Below are 18,178 nucleotides of genomic sequence, written 5' to 3' on the forward strand. Positions count from 1 at the left end.
AAAGTGTGAAAGGTTTAGAAAATCTTCTTTACCTTATCGTCTCGGTTCTCATAAACCTAATTCTCCTTAAAATTTTCTCCTTTTATCTTTTTGCCTTTGTTCCCCAAAAAGTTTCCGAATACAAGCCTCTTGAGGTTAAGATAGTTGAGGTAAAACCAAAGAAAAGGGGAGGAAAGAAAACCGGAACACCGAAGGTAAAATCTGTAAACGTTGTTAAGGGAAAGGGGATAAAGGTTAAGAAAAAGGAGAGAAAGGAGGTATCCATACTTCCCCAGCTTGAAAAGAGGATAAGGGAGAGGCTCAAAAAGAGAGAAGAACTAAAAAAGGAGATAGGAGAGATTTCCGCAGTTCTTAGCAAAAAATCGGTGAAGATAAAAACGGGAAGTAGGAAGCTAACCTACGTTCCTCCTCCTCCCACCTTTAAGGTGAACGAGTTTCCTTCCCGTGTTGTTGTTAAAGTTTATGTTGACCCGGACGGGAAAGTCATAAAAGCTGTGATAATTCAGCGAAGCGGTATAGCGGAAATAGACAACGGTATCTTTAGGTTTGTTAAAAAGCTACGCTTTGAAGAGATTGAGAGCAACGAAATACAGGAAGGTATTATAACCTTTACCTTCTCTACCTAAGTGTGGTATTCATAATTCCTATGGAAAATCTTGAGAAACTTCTTGAAGTTGCAAAGTTTGCAGCCCTTGCGGGGGGACAGGTATTAAAGGAAAACTTCGGAAAGATAAAGCTTGAAAATATAGAGGAAAAAGGGGAGAAGGACTTCGTAAGCTACGTTGATAAAACCTCTGAGGAGAGAATAAAGGAGTTAATCCTTAAATTTTTTCCCGACCACGAGGTCGTAGGGGAAGAAAAGGGAAAGGAGGGAAAGGAAAGCCCCTACAAGTGGTTCATAGACCCGCTTGATGGAACGAAGAACTACATAAAAGGCTTTCCCATATTTGCGGTATCCGTAGGTCTTGTAAAGGAAGATGAACCCGTAGTAGGAGCTGTTTACCTTCCGTACTTTGACATCCTATACTGGGCCTGTAAAGGAATGGGAGCGTATAAGAACGGGAAAAGGATAAATGTAAAAGAAGGAGGAGAACTCAAGCACGCAGCAGTTGTTTACGGATTTCCCTCAAGAAGCAGAAGGGATATATCACTTTACCTAAACGTATTCAAAGAGGTGTTTTACGAGGTTGGTTCCGTAAGGAGACCCGGGGCGGCAGCGGTTGATATATGCATGCTTGCGGAGGGTATATTTGACGGAATGATGGAGTTTGAGATGAAACCCTGGGACATAACTGCTGGTCTCGTGATACTGAAAGAAGCAGGCGGATTATACACCTTAAAGGGAGACCCCTTCGGTATCTCAGACGTAATAGCGGGAAACAAGATGCTACACGACTTTATTCTCAAGGTTGTGAATAAGTATATGGATAATGAAAGCATGTAAGTAATTTTTGGTTTTCCTTGAGAATTCGCAAAAACAATGATACGGATTCGGAATAAAATCCTATTCCATGACTATGCACGTCATAAAAAGAAGCGGAAGAAAGGAGAAGCTTGACATAAACAAGATTAGGATAGCTATAAAGTTTGCCTGCGAGGGGCTAAACGTTGACCCCCTTGAACTTGAAGCAGACGCCCAGATACAGTTCAGGGACGGTATAACCACAAAAGAGATACAGCAACTTCTCATAAAGACTGCCGCCGAAAAGGTATCTCCCGAAAGACCAGATTGGACCTATACCGCCGCAAGACTTCTACTCTACGACCTTTACAAAGACCTTGCTCACATAAGGGGATACTCACTGAGAGACGACCTCGGAAAGTATAAACCCTACAACAGAAAAAACTTCTACAAGTTCGTAAAGGAATACGTAGAAAGGGGGATATACGGCGAGTATCTCCTTGAAAACTACACGGAGGAAGAGTTTTACGAACTTGCCAGATACATAAAGCCCGAAAGGGATATGTTTTTTACCTACACAGGGATAAAAATCCTCTACGACAGATATCTCGTAAGGGACGAAGAAGGGAGGGTAATAGAGCTCCCTCAAGAGATGTATATGCTCATAGCAATGACCCTCGCGGTTCCCGAAAAGAAAGAAGAAAGACTGAAGTGGGTAAAAACTTTTTACGACGTTCTTTCCCTTCACAAAGTTACCGTTGCAACTCCCACGCTTATGAACGCCAGGAGACCGTTTCCTCAGCTTTCTTCTTGCTTCGTTCTCACGGTTGACGACGACCTTTACGACATCTTTGACAACATAAAAAAGGCGGGAATGATATCCAAGTTTGCGGGAGGACTCGGAGTATACCTCGGAAAGATAAGGGCGATGGGAGCACCCATAAGAAAGTTCAAAGGAGCCTCCAGCGGAGTAATACCCGTGGTAAAACTCATAAACGACACGATGACCTACGTAGACCAGCTCGGGATGAGAAAAGGTTCAGCCTCAATAACCATTGACATATGGCATAAAGACATACTTGACTTTTTGGAAGTAAAGACAAACGTAGGAGACGAGAGAAAGAAAGCCCACGACATACACCCGGCGGTATCAATTCCAGACCTCTTTATGAAAAGACTTAAAAACAGAGAAGACTGGACTCTCGTAGACCCCTACTGGGCAAGACAGTATATAACGAGAGAGCTTTACAACGGAAAGTTTAGAGAGATTAAACCCCTTCCCGGAAGCCATTACTACGTCGGCATAAAGGAGGACGGAACACAGGAAATACTTGAACCGAAAGGTTTAGAAGACTTTTACGGAGAGGAGTTTGAAAAGTGGTACACGTACCTTGAGGAAAAGCTACCCGAGTTTGCAAAGAAGAAAGTGAACGCCTTTGAGCTTTGGAAGAGACTCCTCACGGTAGCCTTTGAAACGGGAGAACCTTACATCTTCTTCAGGGATGAGGCAAACAGAAAGAATCCCAACAAACACACCGGTATGGTTTACTCAAGTAACTTATGCCACGAAATAATTCAGACGATGTCCGTTTCAAAACATACGAAACCGGTTCTTGACAAGAAAACGGGAGAGATTGTTTACAAGAAAGAAGCAGGAGACCTTCCTGTATGTAATCTCGGTTCGGTAAACCTCGGAAAGGTTCATACAGAGGAGGAGATAAAGGAAGTTCTTCCCGTTCTCGTTAGAATGCTTGACAACGTAATAGAGATGAACTTTTACGCAATACCCGAAGCGGAATACACGAACAAGCGCTACAGGGCCATCGGAATCGGCGTTTCAAACTACCACTACTGCCTGGTAAAGAACGGTATAAAGTGGGAGAGCGAGGAACACCTTAAGTTTGCGGACAAACTATTTGAACTCATAGCCTTTTACGCACTCAAAGGCTCCCTTGAACTTGCAAAGGAAAGGGGAAAGTATTCCCTCTTTGAAGGTTCCGACTGGAGCAAGGGGATACTTTTCGGAAGGAGCATTGATGAGATTGAAGAGAACTCAAAACAGAACGGAAACAACCTCCCCTGGAGGGAGCTGGCGGAAGAGATAAAGAAGTACGGTATAAGAAACGCCTACCTTCTTGCATTGATGCCTACGGGTTCTACCTCACTCATACTCGGAGCTACACCTTCAATAGACCCGGTTTTCGCAAGGTATTACAAAGAAGAGAACATGAGCGGAATACTCCCGCAGGTTCCACCCGAGGTTGACAAGTATTACTGGCATTACAAGACAGCCTATACAATAGACCACAAGTGGACCATAAGAGCCGCGGCGGTAAGACAGAAATGGATAGACCAAGCCCAGAGCCTTAACCTCTTTGTAGACCCTCAAAACATAGACGGACCAACACTCTCAAGACTCTATGAACTCGCATGGGAACTTGGACTGAAAACAGTTTACTACCTCAGAAGTAAGTCTCTGGTTGACATAGAAGAGTGCGAGGCCTGCAGTGCCTGATTCCTTAAACTATTTTTTTTAGTTATGTTTGAATATATAATAGGAGAATTAGGACTAAAAGAAGGCTGTAAAAAACTTGAAAAGGCTCCATACCTCTACCTTGATACAGAAACAGCAGGGAATAAGATAAGACTGATTCAGGTGGGAGACGACGAGAGAACATACGTTATAGACTTATACGAGATACAGGATATAACACCGTTAAGAGAACTGATATCAAGCAAGGGAATAATAGGACACAACTTAAAGTTTGACCTCCATTACCTTCTGAACTACCAAATAGAGCCCCTCACAACTTTTGATACGATGATAGCGAGCTACCTTCTCGGATACGAGAGGCACTCCCTTAATCACCTCGTCGGGAACCTTCTCGGCTACACCCTTGACAAAAGTTATCAGCTCTCGGATTGGGGATCTCCTGTTCTTTCGGATGCCCAGCTAAAGTATGCGGCCAAGGACGTGGATGTCCTGAGGGAGCTCTTTCCCAAGCTCAGGGATATGTTAAACCAACTTGAAGGTGAGAGAGGTGAAGAACTTCTAAAGACAAGAACCGCAAGGATATTCGGTCTCAAAAGCCCCGTTGCCATAGTTGAGATGGCTTTCGTGAAGGAAGTTGTAAAGCTTGAAAGAAACGGCATACCTGTCGATAGGGAAACCCTTGAAAAAACCCTAAAAGAAATTGAAAGGAAAACCCAGAAAAAGGTTCAGGAGTTTTTGATAAAGTTCAGGGTGGACCCCTTTTCCCCCAAGCAGGTAGGACAACTCCTTACATCAAAGTATAAGCTCAACCTTCCAAAAACCCAGAAGGGAAACGTATCAACCGACGATAAGGTTTTATCCTCGTATACCTACGTGGAACCCGTGAAGTTACTCCTTGAGATAAGGAAACTAAAAAAGTTTTCGGATAAGTTCAAGGAGATAAAGGAAAACCTTAAGGGAGATAGGCTATACCCCGAATTTAAACAGATAGGTGCGGTTACGGGAAGGATGTCTTCTTTAAAGCCGAACGTTCAGAACGTCCCAAGGGAGAAAAGGAGTATATTTAAAGCCCCCAAGGGAAACACATTCGTAATAGCGAACTTTTCCCAGATTGAGCTTAGAATTGCTGCGGAATACGTTAACGAAGAGCTTATGATAAGGGCTTTTAGGGAAGGGAAGGATCTCCACAGGTATACCGCCTCCCTCGTTCTCGGGAAAAGTGAGGAGGAAATAACAAAGGAGGAGAGACAGCTCGCAAAAGCGATAAACTTTGGGCTCATTTACGGTATATCCGCAAAGGGTCTTGCGGAATACGCACGAACGGGCTACGGTGTTGAGATAAGTGAAAAGGAAGCGGAGACCTTCAGGAATAGATTTTTTAAGAACTTTAAGGCCTTTAAGCTGTGGCACGAAAGGGTTAAGAAGGAGTTAAAGGAGAAAGGAGAATACAGAGGCAGGACACTTCTGGGAAGGAGGTTTACGGCGACTACCTTCAACGATGCGGTAAATTACCCCATTCAAGGAACGGGAGCTGACCTCCTAAAGCTCGCGGTTTTACTTTTTGACGCAGAACTGAAAAAGAAAAACCTTGAGGCTAAACTCGTTAACCTTGTTCACGACGAGATAGTAGTTGAGTGCAAAAAAGAGGTAGCGGATGAAGTAAAGGAAGTTCTTGAAAAAGCTATGAAACAGGCGGGGAGGATAATCCTAAAGAAAGTTCCGGTGGAGGTTGAGAGCTTAATAAATGAGAGGTGGATTAAGGACTAATTTATAGGATAAACTTTAAGTTATGGGAAAGATACACCCTCTTATAAACTATTTCCTGGTGGGACTCATATTCGTCTCTTACTTGAGCTACGTAATTTATTATGGCTTTAAGAGACACGTAACCTTCTTCTTACACCACGGACTGTTTAACCACGTAATATCCGCAATTCTCGTAATTCTTGCGGTCATAACCGGTATTGCTCAAGCATCAAATCCCTACATACAGCAGAAAACAACCTTTATTTTCCTCTTTCCGCATAAGTGGCTCGGAATACTTCTTATGCTTTACACTCTCGCTACGTTTCCCGTGTTGTGGATTAAGCAAAAAGACCTTAACTGGAAGTGGGGTGTTCTCATAGGTTTTGTGGGACTCGGACTCGTTATAGCGGTCGTTACCTTCGGATGGCTATTGAGATTGATGTTCTTCTGAAGGAGACATAACTTATTCACTATGCTTGAGAGGTATAAGATTTTAAAAGATTATAGAGGGCCCAAGGACCTTAAGGAGTTTGATTATAAAACCCTTGAGGAGCTTGCAAAAGAGGTAAGGGATTACATAATACAGGTTACATCAAAAAACGGAGGACACGTCGGACCGGGCCTCGGAGTTGTAGAGCTCACTATAGCACTTCTCAGAGTATTCAACCCTCCCGAAGACGTGATAGTTTGGGACATAGGCCACCAAGGATATCCATGGAAAATACTCACAGACAGGAAGGAAGAGTTTCCCACCCTCAGACAGTATAAGGGTATCTCGGGATTCCTCAGAAGGGAAGAAAGCATTTACGACGCTTTCGGAGCAGGACACAGCTCAACCTCCATTTCTGCAGCCCTCGGTTTTAGAATAGCAAAGGACCTCAAAGGGGATAAAGACAGCTACGTCGTAGCTGTAATAGGAGACGGGGCACTCACCGCAGGAATGGCCTACGAAGCCTTAAATAACGCGGGACACGTAAGACCCGAAAGGTTTATCGTTATCCTGAACGATAACGAGATGTCAATATCTCCCAACGTCGGAGCTATATCAACTTACCTGAACAGGATAATAAGCGGACACTTCGTCCAGGAAACGAGGCAGAAGATAAAGTCCTTTCTCCAGCACTTCGGAGAAACGCCCCTCAGACTTATGAAACTAACCGAGGAGTTCCTAAAAGGTATAATCTCCCCTGGAGTTCTCTTTGAGGAGCTCGGATTTAACTATATAGGTCCCATAGACGGCCATAACCTCCCCTCCCTTGAGGAAACACTCAAGAACGTAAAGGAGATAAAAGGACCCGTTCTCCTTCACGTTTACACGAAGAAGGGAAGAGGATACAAGCCCGCGGAAGAGAACCCTGTAAAGTGGCACGGAGTTGCCCCCTATAAGATCGAATCGGGAGAGATTATAAAGAAAAGCTCACCTCCCACCTGGACCTCTGTTTTCGGTAAGGCCCTCGTTGAGCTTGCAGAAAAAGACGAGAAGATAGTTGCGATTACACCTGCAATGAGAGAGGGTTCAGGACTCGTTGAGTTTGCTAAGCGATTCCCGGACAGGTTCTTTGACGTAGGTATAGCGGAACAGCACGCCTGCACCTTCGCAGCGGGACTGGCTGCCGAAGGAATGAGACCCGTTGCAGCCTACTACTCAACCTTCCTCCAGAGGGCTTATGACCAGGTAATTCACGACGTAGCACTCCAAAACCTGCCCGTTACCTTCGCCATAGACAGGGCGGGACTTGTAGGAGACGACGGACCAACCCACCACGGTGTATTTGACCTATCATACCTAAGGTGTGTTCCGAATATGGTCGTTTGTGCTCCCAAAGATGAGCAGGAGCTTAGAGACCTTTTATACACGGGTATATACAGCGGTAAACCCTTCGCTTTAAGATATCCAAGAGGTGCGGCTTACGGCGTTCCTACGGAAGGATTTAATAAGATTGAGATAGGAACGTGGGAAGAGCTTATACAGGGTGAAGACGCCGTAATTCTTGCCGTTGGCTATCCCGTATACCAGGCCGTTACCGCAGCAGAAAGGCTACTCAAGGAGGGTATAAAGGCAGGTGTTGTTAATGCGAGATTCGTAAAACCCATGGACGAGAAGATGCTTGAGGAATTGGCGTCCAGATACGAGCTCTTCATAACCGTTGAGGATAACACGGTTGTGGGAGGTTTCGGAAGCGGTGTTCTTGAGTTTTTCGCAAGAAAAGGCATAATGAAAAGAGTTATAAATCTCGGTGTTCCGGACAAGTTCATAGAACACGGCAAGCAGGATATACTGAGGAAACTCGTGGGTATAGACGCTGAAAGCATAGAAAAAGCGGTAAAGGAGGCGCTTCTCGGAAAGATATACTAATCTCCCTTTGGTGTTTTGTGTCTTATTAAACTTTCAAGAACCCTTCTGAAAAACCTCGGTTCTATCTGCTTTATCCCTATTTTATCCGCCCACTTCCTTAAACCTTCATCCGCAGAAACGAGGATTCCGTCAAGCTCATAAGCGAGAAGAAGAACGTCAACGTCCTCTTTGCTGTCAATAATACCCTGTCTCAGAGCTTCCCTGTACTTTTCTCTAAGCTTATTTATGAGTTTTCCCACATCTTCACAGGCACTTGCCTCTCTCGTGTGTTCTTCCGCTATCCTTAATCCCTTGTTAATTCTGTATCTTATCTCGTCAATAAATTCGTATAAAAAGTCCGCAGGTATGGTTAGTTTAAACCTCCTGGGAGACCTTATCTTTACGACCATCTCAAACTCAGCCCATAGTTCACCAATATCAAGTATCTTTCTGAGTTCGTCGTATATAGACGTTGGCATGTAAAACTCCGCTCCCGAGTTAAGGGCAAGATGTATAAAGTTTTCAACTGCTCCGGGCGGATCCTCTTCAAAGGTTTTGTATATATCGGGGTTCGTAAACACACTCGTATCAAGCACAAACTTTTCCATAGGCTTTATTTTAAAATATACTTAAGGTGATTGAGATAAAGGGAAAAACAGCACCCGTTGTATACATACGGATAAAGGAAAAGGGAGATATAGAAAATCTGATAAAAGAGATTAAAGGAAAACTTAATAACAAAATTTTTGAGGGAAGCATAGTTGTTATAGAAAATCCCGAAGTTTTGAGCGAGGAAGAAAGAAAAAAAATTGAAGAGACTATAAGAAACCGTTCTGTGAACTTCAAAAGGGATAAGGAGAGAAAAAGACTTCTGATAGTAAATAAACCCCTCAGAGCTGGTCAGAGGATAGAACACTCGGGGGATATACTCGTTCTCGGAGATGTAAACAGGGATGCGGAAGTAGTGGCTGGCGGAAACATAATCGTTATGGGAAAGCTTAGGGGCATAGCGAGAGCGGGACTCATAGGAGACGACGAGGCGGTAATAGTCGCCCTCATAATGGAACCCCAGATGATACAGATAGGGAAGAGAATAGCAATCCTGCAGGATGATGAAAGAAATTCCCCCGGATATCCCGAAATTGCAAAACTTGAGGGAGGAGAGATTATACTTGAACCTATAGAGGGAGCGGAAAGATGGCTGAAGTTATCGTGATTACGTCGGGAAAAGGAGGTGTCGGTAAAACCACAATTACCGCGAACTTAGGAGTTGCCCTATCTGAGCTCGGAAAAAGGGTTTTGCTAATCGACGCGGATATAGGTCTGAGAAACCTTGATATGATTCTCGGACTTGAGAACAGGATAGTTTACGACGTTCTTGATGTTCTTGAGGGAAGAGTTCATTACGAGAAAGCACTCGTTAAGGATAAAAGAGGGTTAAACCTTTGGCTTCTCCCTGCCAATCAGAGGGCTAATAAGGACGTAGTTGATATAAAGAATTGGGTTGAAATGGTAAGGGAAATGAAAGAGTCGGGAGATTACGACTACATACTCATAGACTCACCTGCGGGTATAGAGAAGGGCTTTCAGATAGCTGTAGAACCGGCGGAAAAGGCTTTTATAGTTGTTAATCCGGAAGTTTCGTCCATAAGGGATGCCGACCGAGTAATAGGACTCCTTGAGAGTAGGGAAAAAAACGAATACTCAATTATTGTGAACAGAATTAAGTGGGACTTTGTAAAGAAAGGTGAAATGTTATCGGTTGAGGATATAATTGATATACTTAAAGCTCCGTTAATCGGGATTATCCCCGAAGAACCGAAACTCATAGACTTTACCAACAAAGGAGAGCCTATAGTTCTTCACAAGGAATTTCCCGCTTCAAAGGCCATAGTGGATATAGCCCGCAGGGTAATGGGAGAAGATGTCCCCCTAAAGCGCTACGGAGAGAAGAAAGGAATTCTCAGCAGGTTATTCGGAGGTTATTGAGTTGTTCGGGCTTTTTAAGACGAAAAGTAAGGATGTAGCTAAAAGAAGGCTTCAGGTAATTCTTACATATGAAAGGAGCGGCCTACCTCCGAAAATTGTTGACGAAATAAAAAAAGATCTCGTTAACGTATTTTCCAAGTATCCTTACTTTGACGCGGAAAAGATAGACGTTGATATAAGGAGAAATAGCGAAACAGAAGAACTTAGGATATGTATACCGTTTAAGGATTAGCCCTCCTCCTCTATCTTCTGGAGCTTTTTTTCGAGCTCTTTAGCCCTTAGCGCATCTATAATTTCGTCAAGTTTGCCCTCAAGAATGTCCTGGAGCTTGTAAAGTGTTAGGTTTATTCTGTGGTCCGTTACTCTGTTTTGGGGAAAGTTGTAGGTTCTTATCTTCTCGCTCCTTTCTCCGGTTCCCACTTGCTCCCTTCTCTCCTTCGCTATCTCCTCTTGCTTCTTCCTTTCGTAGTAATCCTTTAGCTTAGCGTATAAAATCTTCAGAGCCTTTTGTTTGTTCTGGAACTGGGAGCGCTCGTCTTGACACTGGACAACTATACCGGTGGGTATATGGGTTATCCTCACAGCGGTTTCCGTGGTGTTTACGTATTGTCCCCCGGCACCTGAAGCCCTGAAGGTTTCTATCTTGAGCTCTTCCGGTTTTATCTTAATATCCTCTTCTCCCACTTCGGGGAGAACCGCAACCGTTGCGGTTGAGGTGTGTATTCTTCCTCCGCTCTCGGTAACCGGAACCCTCTGGACTCTGTGAACACCGCTCTCGTACTTTAGCCTTGAGTAAGCCCCTTCTCCCTCTATGAGGGCTATTACTTCCTTGTATCCGCCGAGTCCCGTCTTGTTTGAAGATAGAACCGATACCTTCCAGCCCTTTTCTTCCGCATACTTTTGATACATCCTGAATAGATCAGCGGCAAAGAGTGCCGCTTCCTCCCCTCCGGCTCCGGCCCTTATCTCAAGAATTACGTTCTTTGAATCGTTCGGGTCCTTCGGAACGAGATGGATTTTTAGTTCTTCCTCAACTTTTTTCAGCTCTTCGGAAAGTCTTTCCAGTTCCTCTTGGGCGAGCTCCCTTAGGTCCTTGTCTCCGCTTCTTAAAATTTCCTTCAGTTCCTTTATCTCCTTTTGAAGCTTTTTATACTTTTCATAGAGCTCGTTAATTTCTTGAAGCTCCTTCAGCTCCTTACTCAGTTTCTTATACTTCTCTACGTTCTTTACAACCTCGGGCTTCGTTAACTCCTCCTGAAGTTTCTTATACTTTTCCTGTATTCTGTCAAGCTTTGAAAGCAGGGTATCCTTTAGCATGGTTTATTCTTGTGCCTTACCTCCCTCAAGCTCCTTTTGCATCTCGTAGTAAGCGGGCTTTATCCTTAGCTTGCCCGCGTAAAAGGGATGGCACTGGTTACAAACTTCAAGGTATACGGTCCCGCCCTTCGTAGAAAGAAGCGTAAAGGTGTTTCCGCAACCGCACACAAAGGTCGTAGGTTTGAGTTCGGGGTGTATTCCTTTCTTCATCCCATACCTCCTCGCAAGATAAAAAAGTTATTATAAATCCCTCTTAAGTTCAAGCGTTCATAGCTTTGAGAAACTCCTCGTTCGTCTTGAACCTTTTTAGTTTATCAAGTAGAAACTCCATAGCCTCAACGGGGTCCATCGTTGATAGAAACTTTCTGAGAACCCAAACCCTCTGGAGTTCCCAAGGTTCAAGAAGAAGTTCTTCTTTCCTCGTTCCGGACTTCTCTATGTTTATAGCGGGGAATATTCTCCTTTCCATAAGTCTCCTGTCAAGGTGTATTTCCATATTACCCGTTCCTTTGAACTCTTCGTATATTACGTCGTCCATCTTTGAACCTGTTTCCACAAGGGCTGTGGCTATTATGGTTAAGCTTCCCCCTTCTTCGATGTTTCTCGCTGCACCGAAGAACTTCTTCGGTCTTTGGAACGCCGTTATCTCAATACCACCCGTGAGAACCCTTCCCGTTGGTGGTGTTACAGCGTTTGAAGCTCTGGTAAATCTCGTGAGGGAGTCCATTAAAATGACGACGTCCTTCTTCAGCTCAACCATTCTTTTAGCCTTCTCAACTACTATTTCTGCAACCTGCATATGTCTTTCGGGAGGCTCGTCAAAGGTGGAAGCAACAACTTCCGCCTTATCCTTCACTATTCTTCTCATCTCCGTAACTTCTTCCGGTCTTTCGTCTATGAGTAGAATTATGAGGTAAACCTCGGGATGGTTGTGTATGAGTGCAAGGGCTATCTTTTGAAGCAGAACAGTTTTTCCCGCCTTAGGAGGTGCTACTATTAATCCCCTCTGACCCTTACCTATTGGTGCGATTAAACTGACTACACGGGTTGAGAGCTCGCCCGGGTCGTATTCAAGTTTAAACCTTTCCATAGGGTGGAGGGGGGTTAACTTCTCAAACTGAGGTCTCTTCTTGAGTATCTCAGGGTCGGGCGGAAGTCCGTTTACCGACTCCATTCTTATCAGGGCTTTGTACTTTTCGTTTTCCCTCGGTAACCTTGCGAAGCCTTTTATGGTATCCCCTGTTCTTAGTCCGAACTTCTTTATCTGGGATGGTGCTACGTAAACGTCGTTATAGCTCGGCATGTAATTGTTCTCCTGAAGTCTCAAAAATCCGTATCCCTCCGGGAGTATCTCAAGAACTCCTTCAACCTTCACTAACCCGCTCTTTTCAAGTTGGGCTTGAAGTATCTTCTCTATGAGCTCCTCCTTTTTTAGTCCCGTTGTTCTGCTCAGTCCTACCTCCTTTCCTATCTTCTGTAGCTCCGCAAGGGTTTTCTGTTTTAGCTCTTCCTTCGTAAAAAGCTTAAGCTCTTGTTGCTGTTGCTTAGTTTGTGTAGTTTCCGCCATGCTTACCTCCTCACTTACCTATGCAAAAGTTTGAGAAAATCTTTCCGAGAACGTCTTCCGTTGAAATGTATCCGAGAATTTCCCCCAGGTAATCGGAAGCCTCTCTTATGTCAAGCATAGCTATCTCGGGACTTATATCCCTTTCCTTATACTCCTCCCTGAAACGCTCCAAGGTTTCTTTTGCCTTTTTCAGGAGCGTTTCGTGTCTTAAGGATATATATACGTTATAACTTTCCCCTAAGTACACACCCACCCGATTAAGGATTTCCTCCGAAAGGTCTTCTAAACCCGTGCCCTTTAGGGCACTTACTTTTATTATATTTTCTTCTCCAAACTTTTCAAGGTTTGCCTTAATTCCCTTATCAACTTTATTGGCAACAATTATGTGAGGTTTATCTTTTACCTCCTCGTAAATCCTTAAATCCTCCGGGGTGAGTTCTTCACTCGCATCCACTACGAAGAGTATGAGGTCAGCTTCTTCAATCTTTTTCCTGCTTCTCTCAACACCTATTTTTTCCACCGGGTCCTCTGTTTTTCTTATTCCCGCGGTATCTACAAGCCTCACGGGAATACCCTTCAGGTTTAGAGTTTCCTCTATGTAATCCCTCGTTGTTCCCGCTATATCCGTAACTATAGCCCTTTCCTCTTTCAGAAGCGCGTTAAAGAGTGAGGACTTTCCGACGTTTGGTTTTCCGACTAGTGCAAGTTTTATCCCTTCCCTTATTGCCCTTCCGGTCTTTGCAGTTCTGAGGAGTTCTTCAATTCCCTTTATAACCCTATCCACCATCTCAAGAACCTGTGCCTTGGTAAGTGTAGGAATATCTTCCTCTGCAAACTCTATATCCGCTTCTATGTAAGCCATAAGCTCAAGAAGGGAGTCCCTAAGGGGTCTTATATACCTTGAAAGCTCTCCGCGAAGCTGTCTTAATGCTACTTTTCTCGCAAGTTCCGTTTTTGCAGATATGAGCTCCGCTACCGCTTCCGCCTGTGTTAAGTCCATCTTTCCGTTTAGGAAAGCCCTTTTTGTGAACTCACCCGGTTCGGCTAACCTTGCCCCTGCACTTACGAAAAGCTCCACAGCCTTTTTAAGTATACGGGGGTTCCCGTGGAGGTTAAGTTCAACCATATCTTCGCCGGTATAGGAATGGGGTGCTTTGTAGTATATGAGTATACCTTCGTCAAGCTCTTCGCCCTCTTCGTCGTAAAGCCTTCCGAAGTGAGCGTATCTGGGCTTTATCTTACCTTTGGTTTTGAAAAAACGTTTCACTATATCAAGGACACCTTTGCCCGATAAGCGGACAATACCTATTGCACTCTCACCGTAAGGAGTAGCTACAGCTACGATTGGTTCGCGCATGGTTTGTGTTGTCTGAAGGAGTTCTCTATTAGTATAATATAAGTTTTTAGAAGGGGGTGTGGCGGAATTGGCAGACGCGGGGGACTTAAAATCCCCTGGGCTTTAAGCCCGTGAGGGTTCGACTCCCTCCACCCCCACCACCCAACGATGAACGAAATTCTCGTAAGAGAAAAATTAATAGAGTTTTTAAAGGAAGACCTCGGAACGGGAGACATAACCACAGAAGGAATATACAGAGGGGAGAGAGCAAAGGCGGTAATAAAGGCCAAAGAAGAGGGAGTTCTTGCCGGCTCCCCGTTTGTAGTTGAGCTCTTCAATATACTCGGAGATGTGAAAGTTGAGTTCAGGAAGAAAGAAGGGGAGACATTTGAAAAGGGAGAAATCCTCGCAACCCTTGAGGGAAACGCCGGGAATATTCTGATGGGAGAAAGAACAGCCCTCAACATACTTCAAAGACTGTCCGGCATAGCGAAAACGACTAAGAAGTTTGTAGAAAAGCTTAAAGGTAAGGGTATAAAAATCCTGGATACGAGAAAAACTACACCCGGTTTTAGGCTCTTTGAGAAGTATGCGGTAAGAGTCGGCGGAGGGACAAACCACAGGTTTGCGTTATACGATATGGTTCTCATAAAGGACAACCATAAAAGGGTTGCAGGAGGTTTAAGGGAGGCGGTAAATAGAGTAAGGGAAAGGGTTTCACCCTTTTACAAGATAGAGGTTGAAGTTGAAAGTATTGAGGAAGTAAAAGAAGCCCTTGAACTGAACGTTGACATAGTTATGCTGGATAACTTCTTACCCCAAGAGGTGAGAGAGGCAGTAAAACTCATAAACAAAAGAACTCTCGTTGAGGTTTCGGGAAACATCTCCCTTGAAAACGTAGAACTTTACGCTGTTGAAGGAGTAGACTTCATTTCCTCCGGCTCAATCATTCACTCTTCCCGCTGGGTTGATATGTCTCTAAAAATCCTTTGACGTCCTCGGGAGAAATGTCCTTAAATCCTCTTTTTCGTGCATACCTTATTAGTTCGTCGTAATTCAGTTTTTCCTCTATTTCTTTAAGGAGGAGAAGGTTTTCACGGGCAAGTTTATTGTATAAGAAATACATCTCTGTGTATTCCTTCCACTCCCTTAGGGAGTAAACGGAAAAGATAATGTTGAAAACTATAAGGAAGAGAATTAAGAGAAAAAGCTTAAGCATTTATCTATATTTTAAATTTTTATGAAAGTAGCTTTTGAGACCCTCGGCTGCAGAATGAACCAGTTTGATACCGACCTGATGAGAACAAAGTTTATGGAGAATGGTTATAAAATCGTTGATTTTGAAGAAATAGCGGACGTATACGTTATAAATACCTGCACGGTAACCGTCGGCGGGGACCGTTCTTCAAGACAGGCTATATATAGAGCGAAAAGGAGAAATCCTAAAGCTGTTGTCGTGGCAACAGGGTGTTACGCACAGGTAAATCCTAAAGCCCTTGCAAGCCTGAAGGAGGTTGATATAGTTGTAGGGAACACCCATAAATCGGAGATAGTAAAGATTGTTGAGGAATACCTTGAAAAGAGGGAGAAAAAAGTTATCGTCGGTGAGATTTTCAGGGAAAAGGAGGTAAGGAATTACGATACAGTTCTTTTCTTTGAGGGGGTGAGACCCTTTTTAAAAGTTCAGGAGGGGTGTAATAAGTTCTGCACTTTTTGTATTATTCCCTTTGCTAGGGGAAAAGTAAGGAGCGTCCCGAAAGAGAGGGTGATTGAACAGGTGAGGGCGTTGGCCGAAAGAGGTTTCAAGGAAATTGTTCTTACGGGAACACAGCTTTCTCAATACGGATGGGACAGGGGATACACCCTTTACGAGCTCCTAAAAGAGCTTATAAAGGTAAAGGGAATAGAACTCATAAGACTTTCTTCAATGCATATAAAGGAGATGGACCGTAACCTGCTTGAGCTTATAACCTCGGAGGAAAAGATAGCCCCTCACTTCCACCTGTCCCTCCAGAGCGGTTCAAATAAAATCCTTAAGTTAATGGATAGGGGCTACACGAGGGAAGAATACGAAGAGGTCGTTAATTACATAGTAGAAAGAAGACCTGAAAGCTCAATAGGAACTGATGTGATAGTGGGTTTTCCTTCAGAAGGTGAAGAAGAGTTTGAGGAAACTTACGAGTTTCTAAAGAGAAATCCCATAGCCTATATGCATGTATTTCCCTACTCGGACAGACCGAACACTAAGGCGAGCAAAATAAAACCTAAGGTTCCCGAAAGGGTTAAGAAGGAAAGGGTGAGAATCCTCAAAGAGCTTGACGAAAAGAAGAGAGAGGAGTTTTACGAAAAGAATAAAGGAAGAAAGTTAAGGGCAATAGTAGTAGAAGAGGACAGACTTCTTACGGAAAACTACATAGACATAAGGAGGAAAGGTTATAAGGAAGTAGGGGAGCTTTTTGAGATTATCCTTTAACTTATTAAGTATGCGGAGATTGTTTATAATCAGAACTCTATCTCATGATAGTTTAAGACCTCGTTTATAAGTTCCCTTTTCTTCATCTTTATCGCGTTTGGACCGAGAAGGAGAACACCCAAAGTGAGAAGAATCTTATCGTCTATTAAGAACCCTTCTTTATTCCTTCGGAGAGTATTCATAACCGCGTTTACCTCTCTTCTCACGCTCTGTGTGGGCTTATCGGAGTGCAGTCTATCCCTCATAAGAACGTCAAGCATATACCTCCTTAAGACCTCTTCGCTCCCGAAATGTCCTAAGAGCTTCTCAATGAGTTCCTCAACGGGGGAACCTATCTCCGGGGGTTGTATGTCCTCGTAATATAAAACCCTTTTTAGGAGGTTCGCCCTAATATGTCCTACGCCCTTTATGCCTCCAAGGGAAGCGTAATCAAGGGTGAGTCCGTATTTTATAGCCTGTGCGACCCTTAGCATATCCCTCGGTGTTAGTTCAAGGTCTCCTATCTCCCTTATCTCAAGCATGCTTCTCAGAAGGTGAAGAACATCGGTCCCAAGATAAGAAAACTCTCCCGGAGGGTTCTGGATATTCCTATACTTGAAGGTAAGACCTTCTATGTAAAAGAGAAACTGGTGTGTGTTATCTCCGAAACACCCAACCCCGCAAGGAAGGAGCTTTTCCCTTATGTAAGCGTCATCTTCGGGAAAGGTTTCCCCTTTCTTCACAAAGTCGTAAAGTCCGTCAAAACGTTTCGTAAAGAGTAGGGGCCTTATATAAACGAGTGTATCAAGTCCGAGTTTTTTCCTTCTTAGGAATTCCTCGTAATTCACGGGAGGCATTCCGGAACGTATGCAGAACAGGGCTTTATCCGACAGTTTCCCCTTTTCTATGTATCCCCTTGCCTTGAGCCAGTTGTAAACTTCGTCTATGTGAACCGAGTAAGCTAAATCCTTCAGGGAGTATGTCCTTTCAAGGAAGTTCCTGAAGTTCTCTCCCTCGTGAAGGTATCCAACGAGTATAAAAAGTGAGAGAACCTTCTTTCTCTCTTCCGAAAGGAGAGCCTCCCTTAAATAGGGTTTGAACTCTTCGTTAAGTTTCTTATCAAGTTCCCTTATAAGCTCGTCTTCCCTAAGTCCGTAAGGAAGAATGTAAGAGTAGCCCTTTTCCTTTATCCCGAGCCTTCCTGCCCTTCCCTCCATCTGGAGAATATCAAGGGTTTCGGGGTATACCTTTACCTTTCTCGTTTTCCGGTCCCTTACTCCCCTTACGCCTATTATTACCGTGTCGGCCGGGAGGTTCACGCCGTAAGCAAGCGTTGAGGTTGCCACGAGAACGGGAAGTTTTCCTTCCCTGAAGGCTTTCTCTATCTTGTCCCTCTCCTCTTTGGGAACGTCTGCGTTATGAAAGGCAATCTCCGCCTCCTCCCTCTCTTCCCTTTCAAAGGGGGTTGTCTCGTTCATTATTCCGACTTTTTCCCTGTTTGCCAGCTCAAGAATGTTCCAACCGACACTTTTTTTATGGA

General features: G+C 44.0%; 18 protein-coding genes and 1 tRNA gene. 12 read left to right on the forward strand and 7 right to left on the reverse strand.

The genetic code is table 11. The features are described 5' to 3' along the window. The first annotated feature begins 5 nt into the window (after positions 1-5). The 6 genes from ACWB1W_RS02355 to dxs all read left to right on the forward strand — a co-directional run bounded on the left by ACWB1W_RS02355 (position 6) and on the right by dxs (position 7,998). Positions 6-626 (forward strand): energy transducer TonB family protein, encoded by a 621-nt coding sequence (locus ACWB1W_RS02355; protein WP_479369794.1) that lies wholly within the window; start codon positions 6-8, stop codon positions 624-626. A gap of 20 nt (positions 627-646) precedes the next feature. Further along, positions 647-1,444: an inositol monophosphatase family protein gene (locus tag ACWB1W_RS02360; RefSeq protein ID WP_479369795.1), complete on the forward strand. Its 798-nt coding sequence runs from the start codon at positions 647-649 to the stop codon at positions 1,442-1,444. Between the two features lie 67 nt (positions 1,445-1,511). Next, entirely contained in the window at positions 1,512-3,917 is a 2,406-nt protein-coding gene (locus ACWB1W_RS02365; RefSeq protein WP_479369796.1) for a ribonucleoside-diphosphate reductase subunit alpha, read from the forward strand. A 24-nt stretch (positions 3,918-3,941) separates the two neighbouring features. After that, complete coding sequence (locus ACWB1W_RS02370; protein ID WP_479369797.1) at positions 3,942-5,663, forward strand: bifunctional 3'-5' exonuclease/DNA polymerase; 1,722 nt, start codon at positions 3,942-3,944, stop codon at positions 5,661-5,663. 22 nt (positions 5,664-5,685) lie between these two features. After that, entirely contained in the window at positions 5,686-6,093 is a 408-nt protein-coding gene (locus ACWB1W_RS02375) for a DUF2231 domain-containing protein (RefSeq protein WP_479369798.1), read from the forward strand. A 21-nt stretch (positions 6,094-6,114) separates the two neighbouring features. Then, a complete protein-coding gene (gene dxs, locus ACWB1W_RS02380; RefSeq protein ID WP_479369799.1) occupies positions 6,115-7,998 on the forward strand; it encodes a 1-deoxy-D-xylulose-5-phosphate synthase in 1,884 nt (627 codons plus the stop codon). On the opposite strand, the gene ACWB1W_RS02385 is transcribed toward dxs, so the two are convergent. Beyond that, positions 7,995-8,585, reverse strand: coding sequence for an RNA ligase partner protein (locus tag ACWB1W_RS02385; RefSeq protein WP_479369800.1), 591 nt, complete (start codon positions 8,583-8,585; stop codon positions 7,995-7,997). The genes dxs and ACWB1W_RS02385 overlap by 4 nt on opposite strands. 26 nt (positions 8,586-8,611) lie before the next feature. Between ACWB1W_RS02385 and minC the strand changes: the two genes are divergently transcribed. From minC to minE, 3 genes are read left to right on the forward strand one after another with little or no spacing between them, the layout of a single operon-like run. Further along, positions 8,612-9,193: a septum site-determining protein MinC gene (minC, locus tag ACWB1W_RS02390; RefSeq protein ID WP_479369801.1), complete on the forward strand. Its 582-nt coding sequence runs from the start codon at positions 8,612-8,614 to the stop codon at positions 9,191-9,193. Continuing rightward, positions 9,175-9,966 (forward strand): septum site-determining protein MinD, encoded by a 792-nt coding sequence (gene minD / locus ACWB1W_RS02395; RefSeq protein WP_479369802.1) that lies wholly within the window; start codon positions 9,175-9,177, stop codon positions 9,964-9,966. The genes minC and minD overlap by 19 nt, the downstream gene beginning before the upstream one ends. Position 9,967: 1 nt before the next feature. Beyond that, on the forward strand, positions 9,968-10,198 hold the full coding sequence (minE, locus tag ACWB1W_RS02400; protein WP_479369803.1) for a cell division topological specificity factor MinE: 231 nt from the start codon (positions 9,968-9,970) through the stop codon (positions 10,196-10,198). On the opposite strand, the gene prfA is transcribed toward minE, so the two are convergent. Genes prfA through mnmE form a run of 4 tightly spaced genes read right to left on the reverse strand, consistent with a single transcriptional unit; the run spans position 10,195 to position 14,207 of the window. Beyond that, on the reverse strand, positions 10,195-11,283 hold the full coding sequence (gene prfA / locus ACWB1W_RS02405; protein WP_479369804.1) for a peptide chain release factor 1: 1,089 nt from the start codon (positions 11,281-11,283) through the stop codon (positions 10,195-10,197). The genes minE and prfA overlap by 4 nt on opposite strands. A gap of 3 nt (positions 11,284-11,286) precedes the next feature. Next, positions 11,287-11,493: a 50S ribosomal protein L31 gene (gene rpmE / locus ACWB1W_RS02410; RefSeq protein ID WP_459775422.1), complete on the reverse strand. Its 207-nt coding sequence runs from the start codon at positions 11,491-11,493 to the stop codon at positions 11,287-11,289. Between the two features lie 49 nt (positions 11,494-11,542). Beyond that, positions 11,543-12,850 (reverse strand): transcription termination factor Rho, encoded by a 1,308-nt coding sequence (gene rho, locus ACWB1W_RS02415; protein ID WP_479369805.1) that lies wholly within the window; start codon positions 12,848-12,850, stop codon positions 11,543-11,545. A 10-nt stretch (positions 12,851-12,860) separates the two neighbouring features. Further along, entirely contained in the window at positions 12,861-14,207 is a 1,347-nt protein-coding gene (mnmE, locus tag ACWB1W_RS02420) for a tRNA uridine-5-carboxymethylaminomethyl(34) synthesis GTPase MnmE (protein ID WP_479369806.1), read from the reverse strand. 52 nt (positions 14,208-14,259) lie between these two features. Here mnmE and ACWB1W_RS02425 point away from each other — a divergent pair. Both ACWB1W_RS02425 and nadC read left to right on the forward strand, forming a co-directional pair. After that, positions 14,260-14,347 (forward strand) — tRNA-Leu (locus ACWB1W_RS02425). 7 nt (positions 14,348-14,354) lie between these two features. Next, positions 14,355-15,179, forward strand: coding sequence for a carboxylating nicotinate-nucleotide diphosphorylase (nadC, locus tag ACWB1W_RS02430; protein ID WP_479369807.1), 825 nt, complete (start codon positions 14,355-14,357; stop codon positions 15,177-15,179). On the opposite strand, the gene ACWB1W_RS02435 is transcribed toward nadC, so the two are convergent. Continuing rightward, entirely contained in the window at positions 15,133-15,405 is a 273-nt protein-coding gene (locus ACWB1W_RS02435) for a hypothetical protein (RefSeq protein ID WP_479369808.1), read from the reverse strand. The two genes, nadC and ACWB1W_RS02435, sit on opposite strands and share 47 nt — an antisense overlap. Before the next feature lie 21 nt (positions 15,406-15,426). Here ACWB1W_RS02435 and mtaB point away from each other — a divergent pair, with 21 nt between their 5' ends. Next, the gene (gene mtaB / locus ACWB1W_RS02440; protein WP_479369809.1) at positions 15,427-16,659 is read left to right on the forward strand and encodes a tRNA (N(6)-L-threonylcarbamoyladenosine(37)-C(2))-methylthiotransferase MtaB; all 1,233 of its coding nucleotides are present in this window, start codon (positions 15,427-15,429) and stop codon (positions 16,657-16,659) included. 29 nt (positions 16,660-16,688) lie between these two features. On the opposite strand, the gene ACWB1W_RS02445 is transcribed toward mtaB, so the two are convergent. After that, positions 16,689-18,178: helicase-related protein (locus tag ACWB1W_RS02445; protein WP_479369810.1), on the reverse strand; the 1,490-nt coding region annotated here is incomplete at its 5' end.

Source organism: Aquifex sp. (assembly GCF_056494385.1).